We start from the raw sequence: 1,883 nt of genomic DNA, 5'->3' as shown, positions 1-1,883 counted from the left end.
CTGCGCAATCTCTCGGTTGAGCAGCTTAAGCAGGTTGCGGATGAACTGCGGGCCGAAACGGTGGACGCGGTTTCCACCACGGGGGGGCACCTTGGGGCATCCCTGGGTGTTGTGGAGCTGACGGTTGCCTTGCATGCGGTGTTTGACACCCCTGATGACAAGGTAATCTGGGATGTGGGCCATCAGGCCTACCCTCACAAGATTCTAACAGGGCGGCGGGACCGTATCCGCACCCTGCGCCAGCCGGGCGGCCTTTCTGGCTTTACCCGCCGCGCAGAAAGCCAGTACGATCCGTTTGGCGCAGCGCATTCCTCTACCTCCATTTCCGCAGGACTCGGCATGGCCGTGGCCCACCACCTGCGGGCGGAGGAAGACCCCAGCTACCGCGAACGCAATGTGATTGCCGTAATTGGCGATGGCTCCATTTCCGCCGGCATGGCGTATGAGGCCATGAACAACGCCGCTGTGGCTGGCCCCGGCGCAGAACGGCTGATTGTCATCCTCAACGACAACGAAATGTCCATTGCCCCACCCGTGGGCGCAATGTCGAACTACCTGTCGCGCCTGATGTCCTCTCGCAAGTTCATGGGCTTGCGTGAACTGGCTGGCAAGTTCGTGAAAAAGCTGCCTGCCCCTGTGGAGCGCACGGCCCGCAAGGCGGATGAATATGCCCGCGGCATGATCACCGGCGGCACGCTGTTTGAAGAACTGGGTTTTTACTACGTTGGCCCTGTAGATGGGCATGATCTGCCGCAGTTGGTCTCTATCCTGCGCAACCTGCGCGATACGGATAACGGCCCCATCATGCTGCATGTCATTACGGAAAAAGGCCACGGCTATCAGCCAGCCGAAAAAGCCGGAGACAAGTATCACGCTGTTGCCAAGTTCAACGTTGTTACAGGTGAGCAGAAAAAAGGCCCCGCAGGCCCGCCAAGCTACACCTCTGTGTTCTCGCGCGAACTCACACGTCGCGCCGCAACCGATAACAAGATTGCCGCCATTACCGCCGCCATGCCCTCTGGCACGGGGCTGGATGCCTTTGCCAAGGCTTACCCGGATCGGTTTTTTGATGTGGGTATTGCCGAGCAGCACGCCGTTACCTTTGCCGCAGGCATGGCCACGGAAGGGTTGCGCCCGTTCTGCGCCATTTATTCCACCTTCCTCCAGCGCGCCTATGACCAGGTGATGCACGATGTGGTGCTGCAAAAGCTGCCCGTGCGCTTTGCCATTGACCGCGCCGGCCTGGTAGGGGCCGATGGCGCCACCCATGCCGGGTCCTTCGACATTGCCTATCTGGGCTGCCTGCCGGGCATGACCATTATGGCGCCATCAGACGAGCTGGAACTGCTGCACATGACAGCAACCGCCACCCTGTTTGATGAAGGCCCGATTGCCCTGCGCTACCCACGTGGCAGTGGCCTTGGGCTGGATCTGCCTGCCGAGGGCACGCCGCTGGAAATTGGCAAGGGCCGCATTATCCGTGAAATGGGTGGGCAGTCTGGCCCTGAAAAAGGCGGCGTGGCCATTCTCTCGCTTGGCCCACGTCTGGCGGAGTGTCTGAAAGCCGCAGACATGCTGGCCGCCCGTGGCCTGCCGCCCACCGTGGCAGATGCTCGCTTTGCCAAGCCGTTTGATACGGAACTGGTGGAAAACCTGGCCCGCAACCATGCGGTGCTGATCACGATTGAGGAAGGTTCGGAAGGTGGCTTTGGCTCTCTTGTTGGCCACCATCTGGCCCGCACAGGCCTTTTGGACAACGTCCGCTTCCGCCCCCTCACCCTGCCAGACCGCTTTATTGACCATAACACTCAGGCCGCCCAATATGCCGAGGCAGGGCTCTCCGCTCCGCACATCGTCGGAACAGCTCTAAGCGCATTGGGCAT

At 60.8% G+C, this 1,883-nt stretch carries 1 protein-coding gene; it reads left to right on the top strand.

Annotation, left to right across the window (positions count from 1 at the left end; all coding sequences use genetic code 11):
• Positions 1-1,883, top strand: a 1,883-nt coding sequence (dxs, locus tag FKW31_RS15510; protein WP_150179020.1) for a 1-deoxy-D-xylulose-5-phosphate synthase, incomplete at both ends; no start/stop codon positions are given.

The sequence above is a fragment of the Acetobacter sp. DmW_136 genome, assembly GCF_008690365.1.
Classification (GTDB): Bacteria; Pseudomonadota; Alphaproteobacteria; order Acetobacterales; family Acetobacteraceae; genus Acetobacter; species Acetobacter oryzifermentans.
Note: the sequence above shows the minus strand (reverse complement) of the source record. Positions and strands in the feature narration are given on the sequence as shown.